This window comes from Nocardioides albidus, from assembly GCF_006335005.1.
Taxonomy (GTDB): Bacteria; Actinomycetota; Actinomycetes; order Propionibacteriales; family Nocardioidaceae; genus Nocardioides; species Nocardioides albidus.
This window is the reverse complement of record NZ_VDMP01000020.1, coordinates 82,717-104,743: the sequence shown is the minus strand read 5'-3', so window position 1 is coordinate 104,743 and position 22,027 is coordinate 82,717. Positions and strand designations below refer to the sequence as shown.

At 72.0% G+C, this 22,027-nt stretch carries 20 protein-coding genes; 7 read left to right on the top strand and 13 right to left on the bottom strand.

All coding sequences use genetic code 11. The features are described from left to right. The first annotated feature begins 30 nt into the window (after nt 1-30). Both FHP29_RS07185 and FHP29_RS07180 read left to right on the top strand, forming a co-directional pair. On the top strand, nt 31-636 hold the full coding sequence (locus FHP29_RS07185) for a TetR/AcrR family transcriptional regulator (RefSeq protein ID WP_139622178.1): 606 nt from the start codon (nt 31-33) through the stop codon (nt 634-636). A 30-nt stretch (nt 637-666) separates the two neighbouring features. Beyond that, complete coding sequence (locus FHP29_RS07180; protein ID WP_139622177.1) at nt 667-2,319, top strand: MFS transporter; 1,653 nt, start codon at nt 667-669, stop codon at nt 2,317-2,319. 65 nt (nt 2,320-2,384) lie between these two features. Here FHP29_RS07180 and FHP29_RS07175 read toward each other — a convergent pair whose 3' ends face one another. The 4 genes from FHP29_RS07175 to FHP29_RS07160 are packed head-to-tail and all read right to left on the bottom strand — an operon-like array spanning nt 2,385 to nt 6,756. Then, nucleotides 2,385-3,440, bottom strand: a complete 1,056-nt coding sequence (locus tag FHP29_RS07175) for a hypothetical protein (protein WP_139622176.1) — start codon at nt 3,438-3,440, stop codon at nt 2,385-2,387. Between the two features lie 4 nt (nt 3,441-3,444). Beyond that, nucleotides 3,445-4,452, bottom strand: coding sequence for a uroporphyrinogen decarboxylase/cobalamine-independent methonine synthase family protein (locus tag FHP29_RS07170; RefSeq protein WP_139622175.1), 1,008 nt, complete (start codon nt 4,450-4,452; stop codon nt 3,445-3,447). Then, nucleotides 4,449-5,561 (bottom strand): tRNA 2-thiouridine(34) synthase MnmA, encoded by a 1,113-nt coding sequence (mnmA, locus tag FHP29_RS07165; protein WP_205013929.1) that lies wholly within the window; start codon nt 5,559-5,561, stop codon nt 4,449-4,451. Before mnmA ends, FHP29_RS07170 begins: the two co-directional genes overlap by 4 nt. Before the next feature lie 19 nt (nt 5,562-5,580). Then, nucleotides 5,581-6,756, bottom strand: coding sequence for a cysteine desulfurase family protein (locus FHP29_RS07160; RefSeq protein WP_139622174.1), 1,176 nt, complete (start codon nt 6,754-6,756; stop codon nt 5,581-5,583). A 62-nt stretch (nt 6,757-6,818) separates the two neighbouring features. Here FHP29_RS07160 and FHP29_RS07155 point away from each other — a divergent pair, with 62 nt between their 5' ends. Next, entirely contained in the window at nt 6,819-7,967 is a 1,149-nt protein-coding gene (locus FHP29_RS07155; protein ID WP_139622173.1) for an FAD-dependent monooxygenase, read from the top strand. Here the strand turns inward: FHP29_RS07155 and proB are convergent. The 6 genes from proB to FHP29_RS07125 all read right to left on the bottom strand — a co-directional run bounded on the left by proB (nt 7,936) and on the right by FHP29_RS07125 (nt 15,539). Then, complete coding sequence (gene proB, locus FHP29_RS07150) at nt 7,936-9,051, bottom strand: glutamate 5-kinase (RefSeq protein WP_192903986.1); 1,116 nt, start codon at nt 9,049-9,051, stop codon at nt 7,936-7,938. The two genes, FHP29_RS07155 and proB, sit on opposite strands and share 32 nt — an antisense overlap. Further along, the gene (gene obgE / locus FHP29_RS07145; protein WP_139622172.1) at nt 9,044-10,606 is read right to left on the bottom strand and encodes a GTPase ObgE; all 1,563 of its coding nucleotides are present in this window, start codon (nt 10,604-10,606) and stop codon (nt 9,044-9,046) included. The genes proB and obgE overlap by 8 nt, the downstream gene beginning before the upstream one ends. Before the next feature lie 122 nt (nt 10,607-10,728). After that, on the bottom strand, nt 10,729-10,983 hold the full coding sequence (gene rpmA / locus FHP29_RS07140) for a 50S ribosomal protein L27 (RefSeq protein ID WP_139622171.1): 255 nt from the start codon (nt 10,981-10,983) through the stop codon (nt 10,729-10,731). A gap of 37 nt (nt 10,984-11,020) precedes the next feature. Further along, nucleotides 11,021-11,323: a 50S ribosomal protein L21 gene (gene rplU / locus FHP29_RS07135; RefSeq protein ID WP_139622170.1), complete on the bottom strand. Its 303-nt coding sequence runs from the start codon at nt 11,321-11,323 to the stop codon at nt 11,021-11,023. A gap of 175 nt (nt 11,324-11,498) precedes the next feature. Then, the gene (locus FHP29_RS07130; RefSeq protein ID WP_192903985.1) at nt 11,499-14,504 is read right to left on the bottom strand and encodes an Rne/Rng family ribonuclease; all 3,006 of its coding nucleotides are present in this window, start codon (nt 14,502-14,504) and stop codon (nt 11,499-11,501) included. Nucleotides 14,505-14,819: 315 nt separating this feature from the next. Further along, nucleotides 14,820-15,539 carry a TIGR03936 family radical SAM-associated protein gene (locus tag FHP29_RS07125; protein ID WP_139622168.1) on the bottom strand — a complete coding sequence of 240 codons (720 nt, stop codon included), beginning with the start codon at nt 15,537-15,539 and terminating at the stop codon, nt 14,820-14,822. A gap of 77 nt (nt 15,540-15,616) precedes the next feature. On the opposite strand from FHP29_RS07125, the gene FHP29_RS07120 reads away from it, so the two are divergent. From FHP29_RS07120 to FHP29_RS07110, 3 genes are read left to right on the top strand one after another with little or no spacing between them, the layout of a single operon-like run. Continuing rightward, complete coding sequence (locus FHP29_RS07120; protein ID WP_139622167.1) at nt 15,617-16,375, top strand: glycosyltransferase family 2 protein; 759 nt, start codon at nt 15,617-15,619, stop codon at nt 16,373-16,375. Then, entirely contained in the window at nt 16,372-16,755 is a 384-nt protein-coding gene (locus FHP29_RS07115) for a DUF2304 domain-containing protein (RefSeq protein WP_139622166.1), read from the top strand. Before FHP29_RS07120 ends, FHP29_RS07115 begins: the two co-directional genes overlap by 4 nt. Next, nucleotides 16,752-17,654 carry a glycosyltransferase family 2 protein gene (locus FHP29_RS07110; RefSeq protein WP_139622165.1) on the top strand — a complete coding sequence of 301 codons (903 nt, stop codon included), beginning with the start codon at nt 16,752-16,754 and terminating at the stop codon, nt 17,652-17,654. Before FHP29_RS07115 ends, FHP29_RS07110 begins: the two co-directional genes overlap by 4 nt. Before the next feature lie 10 nt (nt 17,655-17,664). Here FHP29_RS07110 and FHP29_RS07105 read toward each other — a convergent pair whose 3' ends face one another. From FHP29_RS07105 to FHP29_RS07095, 3 genes are all read right to left on the bottom strand, one after another. Then, nucleotides 17,665-18,300 (bottom strand): class I SAM-dependent methyltransferase, encoded by a 636-nt coding sequence (locus tag FHP29_RS07105; protein WP_139622164.1) that lies wholly within the window; start codon nt 18,298-18,300, stop codon nt 17,665-17,667. A gap of 34 nt (nt 18,301-18,334) precedes the next feature. Beyond that, nucleotides 18,335-19,867, bottom strand: a complete 1,533-nt coding sequence (locus tag FHP29_RS07100; RefSeq protein ID WP_139622163.1) for a DUF2142 domain-containing protein — start codon at nt 19,865-19,867, stop codon at nt 18,335-18,337. Between the two features lie 87 nt (nt 19,868-19,954). Further along, nucleotides 19,955-21,349, bottom strand: a complete 1,395-nt coding sequence (locus FHP29_RS07095) for a hypothetical protein (RefSeq protein ID WP_139622162.1) — start codon at nt 21,347-21,349, stop codon at nt 19,955-19,957. Between the two features lie 150 nt (nt 21,350-21,499). Here FHP29_RS07095 and FHP29_RS07090 point away from each other — a divergent pair. Continuing rightward, nucleotides 21,500-22,027, top strand: a 528-nt coding sequence (locus tag FHP29_RS07090; protein WP_158296505.1) for a DUF4190 domain-containing protein, incomplete at its 3' end; no start/stop codon positions are given.

Below are 22,027 nucleotides of genomic sequence, written 5' to 3'. Positions count from 1 at the left end.
TTCCGTATCATCCCCGACCGGGAGGTCACCGTGTCACCCCGCAAGCCGAGCTCCCCCGAGGCGCCCACCCGACCCCGCGTCGAGGGCGACCGCGAGCAGGAGATCCTCGACGCCACGCTCGCCGTGCTCGTCGACGTCGGCTACGACCGACTGACCATGGACGCCGTCGCCACGCGGGCGAAGGCCTCCAAGGCCACGCTCTACCGCAAGTGGGACGGCAAGGCGGCGCTCGTCATCGACGCACTCATCTCCGAGAAGACGCCGCTCGAGCTGCCCGGCGACACCGGCAGCCTGCGCGGCGACCTGCTCGCGACGTTCTGCGCTCCTGGCGGGCTGACCGACGAGCACCAGACCGCGATCCTCGGGAGCGTGGTCACCGCGATCGGGCGCGACGCCGAGTTCGCGGCCGCGTTCCGGGAGCGGTTCATCGCCCCCAAGGTGGCCATCGCCCGGCAGATCTACGACCGCGCCCGCGAGCGCGGCGAGCTGCGCGACGACCTCGACGTGGAGATCCTCTCCGCCGCCCTCCCGGGGATCGTCCTGCACCGCATGTTCCTCATCGGCGACCAGCCGACACCCGACCTGATCGCCCGCGTGGTCGACCAGGTCATCATCCCGGCCGCCACCCGCGGCTGACCCGCCCCTCCTCATCGCGAAGGAAGACCCATGACCGACGTCGAATCCCTCGAGCCCGCGGAGACGACCTCGTCCGCGGACGCCGAGGTCACGCCCACCAAGCACGCGGGGCTGGCCCTCGTGCTGATCCTGACGGCTCAGCTGATGGTGGTCCTCGACTCCACCATCGCCAACATCGCCCTGCCCTACATCGGGCGCGACCTCGATATCTCCCAGGCCAACCTCACCTGGATCGTCACCGGGTACGCCCTCGCCTTCGGCGGTCTGCTCCTCCTCGGCGGGCGTCTCGGCGACCTCTACGGACGCCGCCGGCTGTTCATGATCGGTCTCGTCACGTTCTCGATCGCGTCCCTGCTCGGCGGCATCGCGGCCAACGAGGGCCTGCTGCTCGCCTCCCGCGCGCTCCAGGGCGTCGGCGCCGCGATGGCCGCTCCGGCCGCGCTGGCCCTGATCACCACCACCTTCGCGGCCGGCCCGGCCCGCAACCGGGCCATGGCGGCCTACGCCACCATGTCCGGCGTCGGCGCGGCGATCGGCCTGATCCTCGGTGGTTGGCTCACCGGGCTCGACTCCTTCGTCGGCCTCGACGTCGAGGGCTGGCGGATGACCTTCCTGATCAACGTCCCGATCGGCCTGATCGCCGCCTTCGCCGTGCCGCGGGTCCTCGCGGAGTCCGAGTCCCACCCCGGCGAGATGGACATCCCGGGCGCGATCACCGGCACCCTCGGCCTCCTCGGCATCGTCTTCGGCCTCTCCCGCGCGGGCGAGGAGGCGTACGGCTGGGGTCACGCACAGACGATCACCTCGCTCGTCGCGGGCGTGGCGCTGCTGACGGCGTTCGCCGTCATCGAGTCGCGGGTCGAGCACCCGCTGCTCCCGGTCCGGATCTTCGCCAACCGCACCCGCGCCACCAGCTTCGCGGCGATGATGATCGCTCCGGCCGCGATGTTCGCGATGTTCTACTTCCTGAGCCTCTTCGTCCAGCAGATCGTGGGCTTCAGCCCGCTGCAGGCCGGCTTCGCGTTCCTGCCGTTCTCCTTCGGCATCGTCATCGGCGCCGGGCTGGCCTCCAACCTGGTCGCGCGCGTGGATGCCCGCTTCCTCGCCGGCACCGGCACCCTGCTCGCTGCGGCGGCGCTGTTCATGTTCTCGCGGATCCCGATCGACGAGTCCCCGAAGGCCGTCCTCACGGCGCTCGCCGACGGTGGCGCGGACGTGAACTACTGGACCCACATCTTCCCGTTCATCGTGCTGATGGCGGTCGGCATGGGTCTGGTGTTCGTGCCGATGACGCTCACCGCGGTGCATCACGTGCGCGCCGAGGACTCCGGCATCGGCTCGGGCGTGCTCAACACCATGCAGCAGGTCGGCGGCGCCCTCGGGCTCGCCACCTTGAGCACGGTGGCGCTGCACTTCTCCAACAACCAGGCCGACGCCGTGGCCGGACCGATGGCGAAGGCCATCACCGCGGCCGGCGGGGACCCCAGCGCCCCGATCCCGGGCACCGACCTGACCTTCCTCGAGGCCGCGATCTTCAACTCGAGCTTCCCGGAGGGCGCCACCCATGCCTTCCTCGCCGCCGCGGGCCTCATGCTCGCCGCGTCGGCCGTGATCTGGACGTTCCTCAACGTCAAGCACACCGAGCTCGCGACCGACGCGCCGGAGGGCATCCACGTCGGCTGATCCCGACAGCACGTCACCTGCGACAGGCCTCCCGTCCGACCGGACGGGAGGCCTGTCGCCGTTCGTCACCAGGCGGGGACGTCCTGGGCGAACTCCTCGGTCGTGCGCAGGGTGAACGAGCCGTAGCCGCGGGCGAGCGCCAGGTAGTCCTCGCCGGCGGCCCCGAACCGGGCGGTCATCCGGGGCGGCCCGTCGATGGCCGCGGAGCGGACCGTGATCAGCATGACCGCGTCGGCGGTACGCCGGATCGCGATCGCGGCACCGGGCTGCCAGCCGCGGACGACGTCCCCCTTGGTCTCGCAGTGCCAGTCGGCGCCGCAGGTCGGGACGGCCGGACTGTCCGGCGGGACCAGCACGACGGTCGTCGTGTGGTCCCTGCTGACCAGCTCCGCACCGACCGCGCCGTCGCCGTAGGCCGTGGTGTCGGCCGGGCGCTGCGTGGGCGCGTCCCTCGCGCCGTTCTCGACCATCCAGTGCGCGACGACCTCGGGCGTGGTCGGGACCGGGTCGCCCCGGGTGTCGTCCTTCGGCCACTTGGGGAGATCGGCGTCGACCATCTCCTGGGTCGTGGTGGCGGAGAGCCGGTCGTCGGTGAGCAGCCGCACCAGGTCGCCCTCCACGCTCAGCGGCAGGTCCTGCTCGCGCGGGTCGCCCTCGATCAGGACGCCGGCATAGGTGACGCTGCGCTCCTCGCCGGCGGTCCGGAAGGTGAGCGTGAGGATCCCGGGATCCTCCTCGGGCTGCTCCTCCTGCCAGGACAGGTGGAAGTCACCGCCGTGGCCGTGCCAGTCGGCGCACTCGTAGTGGTCGCCGCATCCGCCGGACTCGTCTCCGTCGGCCGGACGGACCGAGACGTAGAGGTAGTGGGAGTCGCCGTCGTCGCCCGGCGGCCGGAACCTGATCTCCACGCCGAGCGGGTCCGGGGCGTCGTAGCGCGAGTTGACGTCGTACGACGTCGGGTGGATGTCGAGCACGTCGACGGCGACGGCCGCGATCGCCTTCTTCGTCGCCGGCGCCGATCCGTCGTCGGGACCCGAGAGCCAGCGTCCGAGCGCGATCGTGCCGGCGACGACCGCGAGGACGACCGCCGCGGCGGCCAGGCTCTTCAGCAGGAACCTCACCCGGTCAGGGTGACACGGACCTCGCGACCGCGCGGGCCAGCTCCAGTGCGTGTCGGGCGCCGGCGGGCGTCGTCCCGGCGAGACCGCAGGACGGCGAGATCACGAGCGAGCCGCCCACGCGCTCGGGGTCGAGGCCGAGCATGTCGAGCCAGCGCAGCACCCGCTCCACGAGCACCCGGTCGCCCGGCAGCGGACCGGTCGTGGGCACGACGCCGAGCCCGACCGTGTCACCGGCCTCGAGCGCCTCTCCGGCCGCGTCGTGGCCGTCGGCGTCCAGCAGGTCGAGGTCGACCATCACGCCACGCGCCCCGGCGCCGCGCAGGAGCCCGATCGGCACGTCCGGGGCGCAGCAGTGCACCCACGGTGTCGCCCCCGCCGCCGACGCCGCGTCGAGCACCCAGCCCAGCGCCTCGCTGGCCTCCGGCGGGTGGATTGTGCGGTGCTTGCCGAACCCGGAGGCCGTGGGTACGCCGCCCGCGAGCACCGTGGGCAGCGCCGGCTCGTCGAGCTGGAGGATCAGCTCGGTGGCGGCCGGCAGCCGGCGGCGCAGGTCGGCGAGGTGGTCGGCCACGGCCACGGCGAGCGCCTGCGCGAGCTCGCGCCGGGCGCCGTGGTCGGCGAGGAGCTTGTCGCCGCGCGGGCGCTCGACGCTCGCCGCGAGGGTCCAGGGTCCGGTGACCTGGACCTTGAACGGCCCGGCGTGACCGGCGGCCCGGTCCTCGAGGGTGTCGAGGTCCTGGCCGAGCAGGCTGCGGGCGCGGCGCTGGTCGAGGGCGGGAGCGCCGGAGGTGCCGGTGAGCCGCCATCCGTCGGGCTGGAGGTCGGCGTCGAGCTCGGTGACCATGCCCAGCGTGCGGCCGGTCATCGCGGCGCCCGCGCCCCGGCCGGGGACCTCCGGCACGAAGGCCAGCCCGTGTTCGTCGGGAGCGAGCTCGCCCAGGACGACGGCCAGCGCCTCCTCGTAGTCGCGCTGGGAGTCGCCCGGGAAGGACCCGACGCCGGTCCCCCTCATGCCGAGACCCGCCGGGTGTCGGTGATCGTGGCCGAGCCGACGACCCGGGTGCCGTCGTACACGACGACCGCCTGGCCGGGCGCGATGCCGTCGGCGTGCTCGATCAGGTCGACCTCGAGGCGCTCCTGCGCGACCCGGACGACGGCGCGGTGCTCGGCGCCGTGGGCGCGCAGCTGGACCGTGACGCTCTCGCCGGCCAGCATGGTGCCGGGCTCGAGCGCGCGGCCGCACCAGCGGACCCGGTCGCCCTCGACGCGGTCGACGGCCAGGTGCTCGCGCGGGCCGACGGTGACGGTGCCGGAGACGGGCTCGATGTCGAGGACGTAGCGCGGGCGGCCGTCGGGGGCCGGACGTCCCAGCCGCAGACCCTTGCGCTGGCCGATGGTGAACCCGTAGGTGCCCTCGTGGTGGCCGAGCACCTCGCCGGTCTCGTCGCGGATCTCGCCACCGTGGTTGGGCGCCCGCTCGCCGAGCTTCTCGCGCAGCCAGCCGGTGCTGTCGCCGTCGGCGACGAAGCAGATGTCGTGGCTGTCGGGCTTGTCGGCGACCAGCAGGCCCCGCGCGGCGGCCTCGGCCCGCACCTGCGGCTTCGGGGTGTCGCCGAGCGGGAAGAGCGAGTGCCGCAGCTGCTGCTCGTCGAGCACCCCGAGGACGTAGGACTGGTCCTTGGCCGCGTCGACGGCGCGGTGCAGCTCGACGTCGCCGTCGGGGGTGGTGCGGACGTCGGCGTAGTGGCCGGTCGCGACGGCGTCGAAGCCCAGGGCCAGCGCGCGGTCGAGGACCGCGGCGAACTTGATCCGCTCGTTGCAGCGCAGGCAGGGGTTCGGCGTCTGCCCCGCGGCGTAGGTGTCCATGAAGTCCTCGACCACGTCGGTGTGGAAGCGGTCGGAGAGGTCCCAGACGTAGAACGGGATGCCGATCACGTCGGCCGCGCGCCGAGCGTCGTTGGCGTCCTCGATGGTGCAGCAGCCGCGGGCTCCGGTGCGGTAGGACTTCGGATTGCGCGAGAGCGCGAGGTGGATGCCGGTCACCTCGTGCCCGGCCTCGTGGGCGCGCGCGGCGGCGACGGCGGAGTCCACTCCGCCGGACATGGCGGCGACGACCTTCACGCGGACCGCTCCCGGATGCTCACGCGCGGGCCGCGCGGGCGCGCTCCACGCACGGCCCGATCGCCTCGGCGACGGCCTCGACGTCCGCGGCCGTGCTCGTGTGACCGAGGCTGAATCGCAGCGAGCTGCGCGCCTCGTCGCCCGTGCGGCCCATCGCGAGCAGCACGTGGGAGGGCTGCGGGACGCCCGCCGAACAGGCCGATCCGGTCGAGCACTCGATCCCGCGGGCGTCGAGGAGCATGAGCAGCGAGTCGCCCTCGCAGCCCGGGAAGCTGAGGTGGGCGTTGCCGGGGAGCCGGTCCACCGGGTCGCCGTTGAGGACGGCGTCCGGCACGGCCCGTCGTACGGCGTCGACGAGGTCGTCGCGCAGCATGGTCAGTCGGGCGGCGTGCTCGCTCTGCTGCTTGACGGCGAGCTCGACGGCGGCGGCGAAGCCGGCGATCGCCGGGACGTCGAGGGTGCCGCTGCGGACGTCCCGCTCCTGCCCGCCGCCGTGGACCAGTGCGGCCAGCTCGACCTCGCGTCGTACGACGAGCGCGCCGACGCCCTGGGGACCGCCGACCTTGTGCCCGGAGAGCGACAGCGCGTCCACGCCGGAGGCGGCGAAGTCGACGGGTGTCGCACCGACGGCCTGGACGGCGTCGGTGTGGACGGGGATGGCGTGCGGGCGGGCGGCCGCGACCACGTCGGGGATCGGCTGCAGGGTCCCGACCTCGTTGTTGGCCCACATCACCGTGACCAGCGCGACCGACTCCGGGTCGCGCTCGATGGCCGTCGCCAGGGCGGAGACGTCGAGACGGCCCTGCTCGTCCACGGGGATCAGCTCGACGCCCGCGCCCTCGTGCTCCTCGAGCCACGCCAGGGCATCGAGCACGGCGTGATGCTCGACGGAGGACGCCAGGATGCGGGTCCGTCGGGGGTCGGCGTCGCGGCGGGACCAGTAGAGCCCCTTCACCGCGAGGTTGTCGGCCTCGGTGCCACCGGAGGTGAACACCACCTCGGCCGGACGGCAGCCGAGGGCCTGCGCGACGGTCTCGCGGGACTCCTCCACCACGCGCCGGGCGCGACGGCCCGATGCGTGCAGTGAGCTGGCGTTGCCGACCTCGCGCAGGTGGGCGGTCATCGACTCGAGCGCGACGCCGGTCATCGGCGTCGTCGCGGCGTGGTCGAGGTAGACCGTCCGGGAGTCGTTCATGGCGTCTCCAAGGTTAGAGGACGGTTCCGCGGGCCCGGACGACCACTCGTTAGCGTGGGCAGGTGGCCGAGGAGCAGGACCTGGTGATCGCGGGCGCCGGCATCGCCGGGCTCGCCCTCGCGGCCGGGCTGACCCGGGCCGGCGGGCCGTGGCGGCTGCGGCTGCTGGACGAACGGCCCGCGCTCGGCAGCAGCGGCGGGGCGATCACCCTGTGGCCGGCGGCTCTGGCTGCGCTCGACCGGATCGGCGTGGGCACGGAGATCCGAGCCGCGGGACATCCCGTCGGCGCCGGGACGATCCGCAGCCGGACCGGGCGCACGATCCGCTCGCTCGACCTCGCGCGGACGAGTGCCGCCCTCGGTGAGCCGCTGGTGGCCGTACGCCGCGGCGCCCTCGTCGAGGCCCTGCACGCACGGATCGGCTCCAGCGAGGTGACCTTCGACGAGGCCGTCCTCGGCTACGAGCGCACGGCCACCGGCGTCCGGGTGCGCACCTCCCGCCGGCTGCTCGAGACCACCGCCCTCGTCGGCGCGGACGGGTACCGCTCGCAGGTCGCCCGCACCCTCCACCCCGGCCTGGGCGAGACGTACGCCGGCTACCCCGCCTGGCGCGGACTGACGACGGCGCCCGGGCTGGCGCCGGCGCAGGTGTGGGGCGATCGGCAGGAGTTCGGCGTCGTGCCGCTCGGCGAGCGGCTCGCCTACTGGTTCGCCACCCACCGCGAGCCCGCCGGCGCCACCGCCGGCGCGACCACCGAGGACGAGATCGCCCACCTGCGGCGGGCGTTCGCGGACTGGCCCGATCCCGTGGCCCGGGTGCTCGCGTCCACCGACCCGGCGACGGTCAGCCGCAACGACGTGATGGACCGCGACCGGCTCCGGCGCTGGAGGGACGGTCCGGTCGTCGTCATCGGCGACGCCGCCCATCCCATGCGCCCGCACCTGGGCCAGGGCGGCTGCCAGGCGATCGTCGACGCCGTGGTGCTCGCCTCGCTGCTGGCCTCGGAGACCTCGGCCACGGCGGCGTTCGCGGCGTTCGAGGCCCGTCGCCGTCGTACGACGGCACGCGTGGTGCGGGCCTCGCGTGCCGCGGGTCGAGCTGTCGAGGCGCCCGCCGTCGTCCACCGGCTGTCGTCGCTCGTGCCGGACGCGGTCCTCCTGCGGGCGATGGCCCGGATCGTCAGAGGACCACGAGATCGTCGCGGTGGATGACCTCGCGCTCGTAGGCCGCCCCCAGCTCCCGTTTGAGCTCCTTCGACGAGCGGCCGAGGAGGCTCGGGACCTCGGAGGCGTCGAAGTTGACGAGCCCGCGGGCGACGACGGCGCCGTCGGGTCCGACCAGATCGACCGGGTCCCCCGCGCTGAAGTCGCCCTGGACGCCCGTCACACCGGCGGCCAGCAGGGACGCCCGGCGCTCGACGACGGCACGGACGGCGCCCGCGTCGAGGACGACCGAGCCCTTGGCCTCCGTGGCGTGGCGCAGCCACAGCAGCCGGGTCGGGCGGCGCTTCCCGGTGGGGTGGAACAGGGTCCCGACCGGCTCGCCGACCAGCGCATCCCCCGCGCGCTCGGCGGAGGTGAGCACGACGGGGATACCGGATCCGGTGGCGATCGCGGCGGCGTCGACCTTGGTGACCATGCCGCCGGTGCCGACCCCCGCGGCGCCGACCGAGCCGACGACCACGTGGTCGAGGTCGGCGGCTCCCCGCACGTCGGGGATCAGCCGGGTGCCGGGTCGCGACGGCGGGCCGTCGTACAGGCCGTCGACGTCGGACAACAGGACCAGGAGGTCGGCGTGGACGAGGTGGGCGACCAGCGCCGCGAGCCGGTCGTTGTCACCGAAGCGGATCTCGGTGGTCGCGACCGTGTCGTTCTCGTTGACGATCGGGATCACGCCGAGCTCGAGCAGCTGCGCGAACGTCTGATGGGCGTTGCGGTAGTGCGAGCGGCGGGTCACGTCGTCGAGCGTGAGCAGCACCTGCCCGGCGATCAGCCCGTGGCGGGCGAGCTCCTCGGTGTAGCGGTGCACGAGCAGGCCCTGCCCGACGCTCGCCGCGGCCTGCTGCGCGGCCAGCCCCCGCGGACGCCTGGTCAGGCCCAGCGGGGCGAGCCCGGCCGCGATCGCGCCGGACGACACGAGCACCACCTCGGCGCCCCGCTCCCGCGCGGCGGCCAGCACGTCGACCAGCTCGCGCATCCGCTGCGGATCGATGCCGCCGGCGGCGGTGGTCAGGGAGGACGAGCCGACCTTCACCACGATCCGGCGGGCCGCGGTCACGAGGGCCCGCTCACTCACCGGGGTCGTCCTCCAACCAGTCGTCGTCGAAGGAGGCCGCGGGCTTCGCGTCCGGGTCGTCCTCGGAGCCGATCTCGAACGAGGTCGGGCCGTAGACCTCCGGCTGGTCGATGCGGCGGGCCACGTCGGCGCGGGTCTCGCCCTCGCCGCGCTCGGGCAGGTGCTCCTGGATCTCGCGGCGACGCGCGGCAGCGGGCCGCTGCTCGTGGAAGCGGTCGTCCTCGCCACGGCGCGAGAGGTTCTCGGCGCCCGCGTCGATGCCCGGGCGGAAGTCGAAGACCACGGCGTCGTCGGTGGGCCCGATCAGGACGGCGTCGCCCTCCTCGGCCCCCAGCTGGAGCAGCCGGGTCTCGACGCCGAGCCGGTTGAGCCGGTCGGCGAGGTAGCCGACGGCCTCGTCGTTGCTGAAGTCGGTCTGGCGCACCCAGCGCTCCGGCTTGGTGCCCTGCACCCGCCAGCCGGCGCCCGTGCGCTTGACGGTGAAGCCGTCGTCGTCGACGGCCTTGGGGCGTACGACGATCCGCGCGGGGATCTCCGCGGCCTTCGCCCGGCGCGCCTCCGACACGATCTCGGCCATCGCGTAGACGAGCTCGCGGGTGCCCTCCCCCGACACGGCGGAGATCTCGAAGACCCGCAGTCCGCGCTCGCGCAGCTCCTCGACGACGAGCTCGGCGATCCCGCGCCCGTCGGGGACGTCGACCTTGTTGAGCGCCACCAGGCGGGGGCGGTCCTCGAGGCCGCCGTACCTGCGCAGCTCGTCCTCGATGACGTCGAGGTCGTCGACCGGGTTGCGCCCGGGCTCGAGGGTCGCGGTGTCGAGAACGTGCACGATCGCCGCGCAGCGCTCGATGTGGCGCAGGAAGTCGTGGCCCAGGCCACGGCCCTCGGCGGCGCCCTCGATCAGGCCGGGCACGTCGGCGACGGTGAACACCGTCTCGCCGGCGGTGACGACGCCGAGGTTGGGGACCAGGGTGGTGAACGGGTAGTCGGCGATCTTGGGCCGGGCCCGCGAGATGGAGGCGATCAGGCTCGACTTCCCCGCGCTGGGGTAGCCCACCAGCCCGACGTCGGCGACGACCTTGAGCTCGAGGACCACCTCGAGCTCGTCGCCGGGCTCGCCGAGCAGGGCGAAGCCGGGCGCCTTGCGGGTCTTGGAGGCCAGCGACGCGTTGCCGAGACCGCCCCGGCCACCCTGGGCGACGACGAGCTCCGCGCCGGGGGTCACCAGGTCGGCGATCACCTCGCCGTTGCGCTGCTTGACGACGGTGCCGGCCGGCACGGGCAGCACCAGGTCGGCGCCGTGGGCGCCGTTGCGGCGGTCGCCGGCTCCGTGGCCACCGTGCTCGGCCTTGCGGCGCGGGCTGTGGTGGTAGTCGAGCAGCGTGGTGACGTCGGGGTCCACCCGCAGGATGACCGAGCCACCCGGACCGCCGTTGCCCCCGTCGGGGCCGCCGAGCGGCTTGAACTTCTCGCGGTGCACGGACGCGACGCCGTTGCCGCCGCGGCCGGCGGACACGGACAGGACCACGCGGTCGACGAAGGTGGGGACGGCCATGGGTTACATCATTTCAAACTCGGTGGTCGAGGTGCGAGCTTGCGAGCCTCGAAACCAAAATGGGCGAAGGGCGCCCCGAACCGGGACGCCCTTCGAAGCCTCAGGTCAGAGAGAGCGGTTGCTCACTCACCCGGGACGATGTTGACGACCTTCCGGCCGCGCTTGCGGCCGAACTCGACGGCGCCGGGAACCAGCGCGAAGAGCGTGTCGTCGCCGCCACGGCCGACGCCGGCGCCGGGGTGGAAGTGCGTGCCGCGCTGGCGGACGATGATCTCGCCGGCGTTGACGAGCTGGCCGCCGAAGCGCTTCACGCCGAGGCGCTGGGCGTTGGAGTCGCGGCCGTTCTTGGTGGACGCCGCGCCCTTCTTGTGTGCCATGTTTCAGTCCTTCGGAGAGTGTCGAGCCGGTGGAGACTCAGAGCTTGATGTCGGTGACCTTGACCTGGGTGTACTTCTGGCGGTGACCCTGGCGCTTCTTGTAGCCGGTCTTGTTCTTGTACTTCTGGATGATGATCTTCGGGCCCTTGGTGGCGCCGAGGACCTCGACCGTCACGGCCGCCTTGTCCAGGCCGGTGCTGGTGACCTTGTCACCGTCGACGGCGAGCACGACCGGGAGGGTCAGCGTCTCGCCGGCGGGCGTGGAGACCTTGTCGATCTCGATGACGTCGCCGACAGCGACCTTCTCCTGCTTCGCGCCTGCGCGCACGATCGCGTACACCACCGGGCTCCTTCTGGTTCAACGTCTGGGTCTACGGCACACTGCGGATCCCATGCCGCGACTTCGTCGCGAGATGCCGGGTGCCAGCAGAACGGCACGCCTCGGCGGCGCACCGACGAACAATGTTACGCAGCCGGGCCGGATCCGCCAAAATCACGGCCCGGCGGCGCAGCCGCTAGCGCTTGCGCGAGCCCTTCCGCTTGATCGGCACGTGCTCGACGTGCGGCTCCTCGGAGGCGTGCTCGCCCTCGTCCGTCGGTCCGCCGTCGCCGGACGCCGGCTCGGAAGCCGAGTCCGCGGTCACGACCGTCTCGGCCGGCGGGCCCGCGGGCCGGGTCGCCGCACGCCGACGGGTCCGGGTCACCACGGTCGTAGTGGCCACCGGAGCCGGCTCAGGCTCCGGGGCGGGCTCCGGCTCGGGCTCCGGCTCCGGGGCGGGCTCGGGAGCGGCCTCGGGCTCCGGGGCGGGCTCCGGAGCGACCTCGACCGGCTCGGGGGCCGTCTCCGCCGGCTCGACCGGCGCAGCCGTCTCGGCGGCCTCGACCGGCTGCTCGGGCTGCTCGGGAGGCTCGGGCTGTTCGGCCTCTGGATGCTCGGCCTCGGGGTGCTCGTCGTGCTTGGCCATCGCCGCGATGTCCTTCGGCGAGGGGACCGCCTTCGGCGTCTCGGCCGGAGCGTCGCCCTGAGCGCCCTTGCCCTTGCGGCGACGGTTCGTACGGCGGGACTCGTCCGGCTCGCCCCCGCCCCGCTTGGGCTCGACCGGAAGGTCGTGCACCACGATGCCGCGACCCTGGCAGTGGGCGCAGGTCTCGCTGAACGCCTCGAGCAGGCCGGTGCCGATCCGCTTGCGCGTCATCTGCACGAGACCGAGCGAGGTGACCTCGGCGACCTGGTGCCGGGTGCGGTCGCGTCCCAGGCACTCGACGAGGCGGCGCAGCACGAGATCGCGGTTGGCCTCCAGCACCATGTCGATGAAGTCGACGACGATGATCCCGCCGATGTCGCGCAGCCGGAGCTGGCGCACGATCTCCTCGGCGGCCTCCAGGTTGTTCTTGGTGACCGTCTCCTCGAGGTTGCCACCGGACCCGGTGAACTTGCCCGTGTTGACGTCGACGACGGTCATCGCCTCGGTCCGGTCGATCACCAACGAGCCTCCGGAGGGCAGCCAGACCTTGCGGTCCAGGCCCTTGGCGATCTGCTCGTCGATCCGGTACGTCGAGAACAGGTCGGGCGCGTTGCCGGAGTCGTCATGCTGCTCGAGCCGGTCCGCGAGGTCGGGGGCGATCTGGTCGACGTACTCCTTGACCGAGCTCCACGCCTCGTCGCCCTGGATCACGAGCTTGCCGAAGTCCTCGGTGAACAGGTCGCGGACCACCTTGAGGGTGAGATCCGGCTCGCCGTGGAGCAGTTGCGGCGCATTGCCCTTGGCGACCTTCGCCTCGATGGCCTCCCACTTCGCCTTGAGCCGCTCGACGTCGCGGGTCAGCTCGTCCTCGGAGGCACCCTCGGCGGCGGTGCGCACGATGACGCCGGCCGTGTCGGGCACGATCTCCTTGAGGAGCGCCTTGAGCCGGGAGCGCTCGGTGTCGGGGAGCTTGCGGGAGATGCCGGAGGTCGTGCCGTCGGGCACGTAGACGAGGAAGCGTCCGGCGAGGCTCACCTGGCTGGTGAGCCGAGCGCCCTTGTGACCGATCGGGTCCTTGCTGACCTGGACCAGCACGGTCTGGCCGGACTGCAGCACCGACTCGATCTTGCGGGGCTCGCCGTCCTTGTGGCCCAGCGCGCTCCAGTTGACCTCGCCGGCGTACAGGACCGCGTTGCGGCCCTTGCCGATGTCGATGAACGCGGCCTCCATCGACGGGAGCACGTTCTGCACCCGGCCGAGGTAGACGTTGCCGATGAGCGAGGTCTGCGACTCGCGGGCGACGTAGTGCTCGACGAGCACCTTGTCCTCGAGCACCGCGATCTGGGTCAGGTCCTTGCGCTGGCGGATCGCCATCACCCGGTCGACGGACTCCCGGCGGGCGAGGAACTCGGCCTCGCTGACGATCGGCGCCCGGCGGCGGCCGGCCTCGCGGCCCTCGCGACGACGCTGCTTCTTGGCCTCGAGACGGGTCGACCCGGCCACGGCCGTGATCTCGTCCTCGGGGGAACGCGGCTTGCGGACCCGGGTGACGGTGTTCTCCGGGTCGTCGCCCTCGGCATCGCCGCCACCGTCGCCGGAACGGCGGCGCCGGCGGCGCCGGCGCGAGGAGGTCGACGAGCCACCGGACGGGGTGCCCTCGTCGTCCTCGGACTCGTCGCTCTCGCCGGCGGCGTCGTCGGAGGCGGGCTCGGACGCGGCCTCTGCGCCCTGGGCGCCGTCCGCCTCCGAGGCACTCTCGTCCTCGTCCTCGTCGGCGCCGTCGGCGCCCTCGGCGCCCTCGGCGGACGAGGCGGGCTTGCGACGGCGACGGCCACCGCGGCGACGGCGACGGCGCGCGGCACCGCTGCCGGCGCCGGACTCCTCACCCTCCTCGGAGTCGTCGTCGCCCTCGTCGGAGTCGCTGCCGGAGTCGTCCGAGCTCGCGGACTCGTCGGCCGCCTGGGACGCAGCGGCCTCGTCGCCGGGGGCCTCGGTCGTCGCGCCACCGGCGATCGCGTCCGCTGCCTCTTCGGTGGGCTCCTCCGCGGGGGTCTCCTCCGTGGCGGGCTCCTCCTCAGCCTCCTCCGCGACGGGCTCCTCCGCGACGGGCTCCTCCGCGGCCGGCTCGTTCTCGGGGACGACGGGCGCCTGGAAGAGCACGGAGGTCGCGGGGGCGGTCGCGATGACGGCGGCCTCCTCGGTCGAGACCTCCGGGGCCGCGTCGGGCGCGATCTCGGCGGTGAGCTCGAGCTGCTCGGAAGTGGGAGCCGCCTGGGCGGTCGCCTTCGTGCGCCCGGCGGTCGTCTTCTTGGCCGCGGTCTTCTTCGCGGCAGCCTTCTTGGCCGGAGCCTTGGCCGGAGCCTTCTTGGCCGCCGTCTTCTTCGCGGCAGCCTTCTTCGCCGGAGCCTTCTTGGCCGCGGTCTTCTTCGCCGCAGCCTTCTTGGCGGGCTTCGTGGCGGCGTTCTCCGCCCCCTTCTCCGCCGCCTTCTCTGCTGGCGCGGATGCCTCGGCAGGAGGCTGATCGGGGGTCGGGGCGTCGGTGGGCGCGTCGGTCATTGCGCTACTCCTCCACCCGGGCGCTGGGCGTCCGGGGTGTCGTCGGCGCTCGCACACAGGCGGCGCCACAAGCCTTCGTGGGACGACACCCCCCGCGATCATGCGTCGCCGGAGGCGGGCCGCTCGCCTGCCGCGGTCGCCGTGTGCGTCGCGTCGGGCGGTGGGTCCGTCTCCACCGTGCCGGGCGGTCAGTCACCTGCCGTCCGGCGAGAACGTCGTCGATCCCTCCGCACGCCGTCCGGTGGGACGCGCGCGGTTGGAGATCTGTGGCGAGTATCGCACACGGCCGTCACACGGCCGTCATCACTGAGCGCCTCAGCGGGTCGCGAGCGGGTCGCCGATCGTCTCGGTCGCGCGCTCGAGCACACCCTGGGCGACCCGGGTCAGCAGGCCGGTCGCGGCCACGTTCAGACCACTGACCTCCCGCAGCCCCGTCAGCACGTCGTCGGGACGTACGGCGGGCACGGTGTGCTCCAGCAGCAGGTCGAGGTCGCCGTCAGGAGTGAGCGTGAGCCGCACGACCGCGGCCCGGCAGTCGAAGGAGCGCAGGCCCTTCTTCGTCATCCGCTCGACGGTCACCGACTCCGCTGCCAGGAAGGCCCCGACCGCCTGCCGAGCCCGGTCCGCGTCGGTGTCCCCGAGGTCGATGAGCCAGTGGCTGGCCGTGAGGAGGTCCGCCAACGACCCGGCCGACGTCTCCGCGGCATCCACCGCCCTCACCACGTCGAGGCCGTCGGGCAGGACGGCGTCGAGCGCCTCCCCTACCGCTGCCGGGTCGCGGGTCTCGGCGAGCCCCAGCTCGACGTACTCCGACTCGCTGGCCGCCCCGGTCGGCGACGCCCCGGCGTACGAGATGCGCGGGTGCGGATGGAAGCCCGACGAGTACGCCATCGGGATGCCGGCCCGCACCACGGCCCGCTCGATCGCCCGGCTGACGTCGCGGTGGCTGGTGAAGCGCAGCCGGCCGCGCTTGGCGTACCGGATCCGGATCCGCTGGACCGGCGGTGCCTGCTGTTCGGGCTGCTGACGACTCACGGGGGCTGATCGTAGGTGAATCAGCAGGTTGCTCGCGCTTCGTCACCGAGGTGCGGGCGTTGTTAGAGTCCGCATCCATGAAGGGTGAGCCTCCGCAGCGCGTGCTGATCATCGTGCCCGCATGGAACGAAGAGGCCTCCATCGGTCGCACGATCGGCGAGATCCGCAGCGCGGTGCCGCAGGCAGACGTGTTGGTGATCGACGACGGGTCGCGCGACAGGACCGTCGCCGAGGCGAGGCGTCACGGCGTGCTGGTGTGCGAGCTGCCCTACAACCTCGGCGTCGGCGGCGCCATGCGGACCGGCTACCGGTACGCACAGCGCCACGGATACGACGCAGCTGTCCAGATCGACGCCGACGGCCAGCACGACCCGACCTACCTCGCAGCCCTCCTCGAGCACCTGGACAGCGCCGACATCATCATCGGCGCCCGATTCGCGACCAAGGACGACCCTTACCGCGTCCGCGGACCGCGGCGGTGGGCGATGATCATGCTCGCGTTCGTCCTCTCGCGCGTGGCCGGCACGCGGCTCACCGACGTCACGTCCGGCTTCCGGGTGGCCAACCGCAGAGCCATCGCCGTCTTCGCGGCGCACTATCCGGCCGAGTATCTCGGAGACACGGTCGAGTCGCTCGTGATCGCGAGCCGGGCCGGCTGCCGGGTGACCCAGGTCCCCGTGACCATGCGAGTCCGCGCCGCCGGTCAGGCGAGCCAGTCACCCGTGAAGGCCGCGATCTACCTCGCGCGGGCGATGGTGGCGCTGATCCTTGCGCTCGTCAGGGACTGGTCCGCGCAGGGCGAGTTCGATCAGTCTCTCGACAAGGTGGCGGCGTGAACGGCACGACCGTGCTCGGCCTGGTCACGGCCGGCGGGATCCTGATCCTGCTCTTCGAGATGATGCGCCGCCGCCGCCTTCGCGAGAAGTACGCGGTCCTCTGGGCAACGGTCGCCTTCGCGGTGGTCCTCCTCGCGGTCTTCCCGGTGATCCTCACCGAGGCGACCGACCTCCTGGGCCTGCAGCTCCCGTCGAACCTGCTCTTCTTCGGCGCCTCTGTCGTCATCCTCGCCATGACTCTTCAACACAGCTCCGAGCTGGGGCGCCTCGAGGAGCGCACCCGCACCCTGGCCGAGGAGCTTGCACTCCTGCGGCTCGAGCTGCAGCAGGAGAGTCAGTCCGTGACCGACAGCGACGCCGACGCCGACGCCGACGCATGAGCAGCGCCGACGGTCCGAGTCTGGAGATCCTCGTCCCGTTCTGGGGCGAGCCCGAGCTGCTGTACGCCACCGTCGACTCGGTCCTCGCTCAGACCGACACCGAGTGGTCCCTCGTCGTGATCGACGACGCCTACCCCGACCCGAGCGTCGCTGCGCACTTCGCAGCGTTGACCGACTCGCGGATCCGGTACCAGCGCAACGAGACGAACCTGGGCATCGCCGCCAATTTCCAACGCTGTCTGGACCTCGCCACCGCGGACCTCATGGTGTTCCTGGGGTGCGACGACCTGCTCGAGCCCGAGTACGTCGCCCGCGCGCGCTCTGCGATGGCCGCACACCCTCAGGCATCGATGTACCAGCCCGGCGTCCAAGTGGTCGACGAGCACGGCGAGCCCTGCCTCCCGCTGGCCGATCGGGTGAAGGACTGGATCCGGCCGAACGCGGACGGCCTCACGGTTCTTCAGGGCGAAGCCCTGGCAGCCAGCCTGCTGCGCGGCAACTGGCTGTACTGGCCCTCCCTGGTCTTCCGTACCGAGCACATCCGGCGTTACCGGTTCCGCCAGGACCTGCCGATCATCCTGGACTTGGCGATCATCCTGGACCAGATCGTCGACGGCGCCGCTCTCGTCGTGGACCCGGCGGTCACCTTCCGGTACCGCCGCCACACGGCGAGCCTGTCCGGCGCCGGCCTGCTTGACGGCACGCGGTTCACCGACGACCGGCGCTACTTCACAGAGGCAGCGCAGATCATGCGCGCACACCGGTGGCCGCGGGCCGCCCGGGCAGCACGTACCCGCTGGACGTCCCGGCTGCACGGACTCTCCCTAGTCCCGGGCGCGCTGCGCAACCGTGACCGCGCGGGGGCCCGGGCGGCGCTGCGGCACGCCTTCGGCCGCTGAGCCCGGGCGCTCAGTTGTCGGAGGCGGGTCCCGGCCAGGTCGCGAGCTGGACGAACTCGTTGTACTTGAAGACCTTCCCCAACGGACGCGGGAACGGGAAAGAGTAGGACCGCTGAACACTCAGGCCCAACGCCTCGGCATGCTCCAGCAGCCCCGCCTTGTCCACCCACCGGATATGGGTGTGGTCGCTGCGGAATCCGACCTCCTGCGGAGTGATGAAGACGACCTTCCCGCCTGGGCGTAGGCAGGGGAGGTACTCGCGGACGATGGAGTCGGCAACCTCGGACGAGACATGCTCCAGGACGTGCGCCAGCAACAGCGAGTCATAGGAGCCGGGTGCCCCGAGACCGGTCTCCCAGAACTCGGTCGTCGTGTACGCCGTGAGCCCGGCCTCCCGCGCCACGGCGATCGAGTCGGCATTGTGGTCGACACCGACGCTGTCCCCGCCAAGGTTCCTCAAGTTGCGGCCGATACCGCAACCGACATCGAGGGTGCGACCCAGGTCGAGGCGACGAAGGTTCCAACGGTAGGGCCGCTGCACGTCGAGTGCCCGCTTCCATGCCGCGTTCTCCTTGCGACGCAGGCGTTCGGCGTAGTCGGCGCCTGCCGTCGCCGAGCCCCTGTCCCTGTCGAGCTCCTCCGACATGTCTTCTCCTCTTGGATCGGCTGCGACAGCAACCCTATTCTGCGACGGCGCGACTCGACGCACGCACTGTCGACAGGACCCCGGCGACGGCCACCGAGAAGGCGATCGAGCCGATGACCCACATCGCCATCGGGCCGGGAATGTGGGGCCACCACCACTCGACGTTCTTCGACAGGTTGAAGCCCGTGACGTCGAGACCCGTGACGTAACGCCGGATCTGCATGTGCAGCACGACCGCGTGGGCGAAGCTGAGAACTCCCACGGCGAGTAGGTAGGAACGGCGTGACAGTCGGGCAGCGACACCGTCAGCGCCCAGCAGGGCAGTCGCTGTGAGCATGATGAGGAGGGGAAGCATGTATCTGGCCTGCATCATCTCGCCGACGACGGCCCTCACCTGACCGAGGATGAACAACGGGTAGACCAGAAGGCTGAGTGCGACCAATGTCACCCCGACCGCCTTGGCCCGCGTCATGGCGCGCAGGCCGACGGTGATCATTGCGGCCCACACGCCGAGGACAAGGTAGGAGGGCAAGGACGAGAAGCGCGTGTCCAGCCATCCGGTCATGCCCACCGAACCGAGCCCAACAGCTCCGAGCAACAGGTCTGGCATGTTGAGGAAATTGTGGGCTAGCAGGTCGAAGGTCCCGATATCCCGGTCGAGAGTGGTGATGTCGCCGGCGAGAACCGAGCTCTGGCCGGCGCTGAGGAAGAAGCCGGCTCCGACCAGTGCGCTCAGGGCGGGCGCGACCAACCGGAGAGGAGCAGCGAGGTACTCCCGGAACCGCATAAGACCCACCAGCCCGACCGTCATCAGCACGAAGAGCGCACCGTCTGTCCTGGCTCCGGCCGCCAGCAGCGCGCTGACGACCGCGATGACCGAGAGCGCCACACCCCGCTTTCGCGATGCAGCAGGCAGCGCCCACAACGCCGGTAGGAGGGCGGCACAACCGGTGATCGTCCACGTGCTCGGGTTGGTCGATGGAATGAAGTACGTGATGAGCGGAACGCTCATCACTGCCATCGGTACGACGGCAAGGGGTTTTTCTTTTCGCGGGAGAGCCCACCACAGCGCACCGAGCAGGCCGACGGCGAGGAGCGCGTTGACCCCGCGGATTAGCAGGATCGACTCGCCTGCCCGGTCGAAGACGAACAACGACATCGTCCGGTAGTAGAGCGGCGGGTAGGAGTGATCCCAGTTGCCCCGATCGGTCGCGACGAGGTGCTTGGGCGCCTGACGCTCTTGGCAGCGACCACTTGTCGCGCCGCCGTCGGAGCGGTAACAGATGGCCTTCTCGCTCAACAGGCCCGGGACTCGCCGGAAGTCCGTGCCCTTGGGGCTGAGCTCACACCGGCCTGTCTCGGTTCCCGGCGCACACCAGATCGACGGCATGTGGAAGTCGTCATCGGGCGTAGAGCCGACCGGGGTCGCGATGCCCCAGGAAAGCAGGGCGATCAGCGCCGCGACCGCCGTTCCGAGCGGAAGGATCCAGGGCGGAATGCGACGACCTGCCGAAACTCCCGCCCGCCCCGGAGAAGGCGGCGCGGCGGGCGGCTCAGTCGCTTCCATGGCGCGTCACCCTACCGACCGTGTGGCGAAAGATCTGCACTGACCCTGCCGGTTGCCCTCCCGCCAATGCCGGCGCAAGGAACCCACTCAACGGCGCGGTGAGATGCGCCCAAGCACCGCCCGAACGCCCCGCCGATGGCCCTCGGCCCTTAGGTACGCCAGCTCCTTGTCCCGGGCGCGGAGCTTGCCGCGTACCTTCTTGAGCCTCGCACGCGTCAGGTCGAGCTCCCGAAGCAGGCGCTCGGCGGGCGGCTCGATACCCGTCACCTGGTCGATCGCAGGCGGCGCGCCTGCGCTGAGTGCCGCAACCTGAGCCCTCCATTGCTCGAAGAGGACGCGGACCGTCTCAAGGCCCGCCCCGGCGCGATCACCGGAGTCGGGATCCGAGATCGTGACCGGACCCTCGGCCGGCGGATTGCTCGGCTGGTGCGAGAGCGCGGTCGTCGTCGAGATCACGACAGGAGCGTCCTCGAAGGGTTCGGTGCCGTCGTCACCCAGGCGGCCCTCGACGAAGATGCGGCGGACCTGCTCGTCGAAGCGTTCCCGTTCGGTGCGCACCGCCTCGCGGTAGGACTGCTGCCGAGCGTGGTGGCTGTCAGGATCCGCGAGGATCGAGCGGACGACCTCCGCCGCGCGCTCGATCATGTCCTCGGTCGGCAGCAGCCGGTGTTCCGACGGCAGGGGCGTGTCGACGTGGAATGCGCCGGCGCCGCGGCGAGCCACCACGACAGTGGCTCCGGCGAGCGCGGCCTCGCGGGGCATGCGGTCCTTGCCCGGGTGGAAGCCGAGGTCGAGGTAGATCGCCGAGTCGGCCAGGGTCGCGGCCAACTCGGATCGCGTCAGACCGACAAGCGGCACGAAGGTCACGTCCGGCAGGAGGCCCGCGAGCACCTCGGTGATCAGGTCGGCCTTGACCGGGTTGTAGGCGACAGTGCGGCCTCGCGCGCCCGGCGCCGCGAGCTCCAGGGCGTCGTAGGGCGCGGGATCGGTGTAGTCGGACAGCATCGACGCGGACGTGCCGAGCCGGGTGAACAGGTACGCCCATGCGTAGTGCGACTGCGTGAGGTTGACGACGCGCCGCAGCAATCCGATGTCCAGCGGCGGGCGCTCGGTGGGTACCGCGTGTCGGGTGACCTGACGCCACGGGTCGCGATAGCGCCAGTCGGCCGCGAACGCCGGAGAGTTGTCGATGCTCAGCCACCAGCAGTACGGCGTCGCGTGCTCGAACACACCGAGGGAGCCGAACCACACCTCGGGGAGCACCACCGCTGATCCGTCGGCGTCGCGGATCTCGGCCTCGGGCGCGTCGTACTGCGCATACTCGGAGACGCGTTCCTCGGTCTCGGTCCCACCGATCGGCACGAGGAAGGCCTCCTCTCCCTGACGGCGCAGGCTGTCGACCAGCTGATGAAGCGCCTCGGGCCCTCCGCTGCGCGAGCCTCGGGGGTAGTACACGTAGATGCGATCGTGCCGCGCTCCCATGAGCGTTCCTCCTTCATCGGCTCCTCCGTCGTCGGCGAAGCCGATCGCGCCGGACGCCCAGCGTGCCTGATTGCATGGGCGCCTGCACGGCCCGCCACCATTCTTTCAACCCCACTAGAAGAACCGCCATTCGCGGCTAAGGTGGCGCCCGTGAGCGATCCGTACGGCCAGAACCCCCCTGGCCAGAGCCCCTACGGGCAGAGCCAGCCGCCGAACCCCTACGGCCCGCCGACGCCGCCCCCGCCGTACCCCGGCGGCAGCGGTGGAGGGTACGGCGCTCCGGGTGCCTTCCCCGGGGGCTCCGACCCGATGCCGCCGCGGACCGACGGCATCTCCATCGCGGCCCTGGTGACCAGCCTGCTGTGCTGTCTGGCACCGGTGGGCGTGGTCCTCGGGTTCGTGGGGCTCTCGCGCACCAAGGGCGGCCAGCGCAAGGGCCGTGGGTTCGCCATCGCGGGCATCATCATCGGCCTCCTGATGTCGATCGGCTCCGCGGTCGCGGGCGCGGCGCTCTTCCTCTTCGCCGACTCCGTGGTCACTCCGGGCAACGCCGAGGTCGGCCAGTGCGTCGACGTCGACGAGGACGACGGGACGGTCCTGCTCCGCAAGAAGAAGTGCACCGAGAAGCACGACGCCGAGATCGTCGGCATCGCGACGGTCACCTCCGACAACCTCAGC

Bases quoted from the DNA above. Each gene is read 5' to 3' on its own strand.
- FHP29_RS07095 (WP_139622162.1), bottom strand. From the start codon at position 21,349: ATGGGAGCGCGGCACGATCGCATCTACGTGTACTACCCCCGAGGCTCG.
- FHP29_RS07105 (WP_139622164.1), bottom strand. From the start codon at position 18,300: ATGTCGGAGGAGCTCGACAGGGACAGGGGCTCGGCGACGGCAGGCGCC.
- FHP29_RS07110 (WP_139622165.1), top strand. From the start codon at position 16,752: ATGAGCAGCGCCGACGGTCCGAGTCTGGAGATCCTCGTCCCGTTCTGG.
- FHP29_RS07160 (WP_139622174.1), bottom strand. From the start codon at position 6,756: ATGAACGACTCCCGGACGGTCTACCTCGACCACGCCGCGACGACGCCG.
- FHP29_RS07130 (WP_192903985.1), bottom strand. From the start codon at position 14,504: ATGACCGACGCGCCCACCGACGCCCCGACCCCCGATCAGCCTCCTGCC.
- FHP29_RS07120 (WP_139622167.1), top strand. From the start codon at position 15,617: ATGAAGGGTGAGCCTCCGCAGCGCGTGCTGATCATCGTGCCCGCATGG.
- FHP29_RS07180 (WP_139622177.1), top strand. From the start codon at position 667: ATGACCGACGTCGAATCCCTCGAGCCCGCGGAGACGACCTCGTCCGCG.
- FHP29_RS07170 (WP_139622175.1), bottom strand. From the start codon at position 4,452: ATGAGGGGGACCGGCGTCGGGTCCTTCCCGGGCGACTCCCAGCGCGAC.
- FHP29_RS07100 (WP_139622163.1), bottom strand. From the start codon at position 19,867: ATGGAAGCGACTGAGCCGCCCGCCGCGCCGCCTTCTCCGGGGCGGGCG.
- rpmA (WP_139622171.1), bottom strand. From the start codon at position 10,983: ATGGCACACAAGAAGGGCGCGGCGTCCACCAAGAACGGCCGCGACTCC.
- obgE (WP_139622172.1), bottom strand. From the start codon at position 10,606: ATGGCCGTCCCCACCTTCGTCGACCGCGTGGTCCTGTCCGTGTCCGCC.